Genomic DNA, 544 nt, shown 5'->3' with positions numbered 1-544 from the left:
CGACCCAGGGTGCCGTGTCCACGGGTCCGGCGGATGCTCCGGCCGATCCGACGCAGGCGCAGATCTGGGGTCTCGGTCGCGTCGCCGCCCTGGAACTTCCGTATGTCTGGGGCGGGTTGGTGGATCTGCCTGAGGAGTACGACGAGCGCTCGCTCACGTCGGTGCTCCAACTGCTCGCCGGTGAGCCGGGCTCGGGTGAGGATCAGGTCGCCGTACGGCCGGGCGGTGCGGTCGCGCGCCGGATGGTGAGCGCGGCCGTCGGGAACGCGGCGCCGGTGCGCCGGTGGCGGCCCCGGGGAACGGTCCTCGTCACGGGCGGCACCGGCAGTCTCGCGCCGCGCCTGGCACGGAAGTTGGCGGAGACGGGTGCCGAACACCTGGTCCTGGTGAGCCGTTCGGGACCGGGCGCGCCGAGTGCCGCCGGGCTGTCGTCCGAACTGACCGCGCTGGGCGTCACCGTGACGGTGGCCGCCTGTGACGTGTCGGACCGGGACGCGGTGGCGGAGTTGCTCGTGCGGTTGCGGGCGGACGGCCACCGCGTGCG

General features: G+C 74.3%; 1 protein-coding gene. It reads left to right on the top strand.

The features are described from left to right. Positions 1-14: 14 nt before the first annotated feature. Positions 15-544, top strand: a 530-nt coding sequence (locus OG562_RS45900; RefSeq protein WP_323187681.1) for an SDR family NAD(P)-dependent oxidoreductase, incomplete at its 3' end; no start/stop codon positions are given.

The organism is Streptomyces sp. NBC_01275 (assembly GCF_026340655.1).
Lineage (GTDB): Bacteria > Actinomycetota > Actinomycetes > Streptomycetales > Streptomycetaceae > Streptomyces.
The sequence above is the reverse complement of the archived record's forward strand: the minus strand, read 5'-3'. Positions and strand labels throughout refer to the sequence as shown.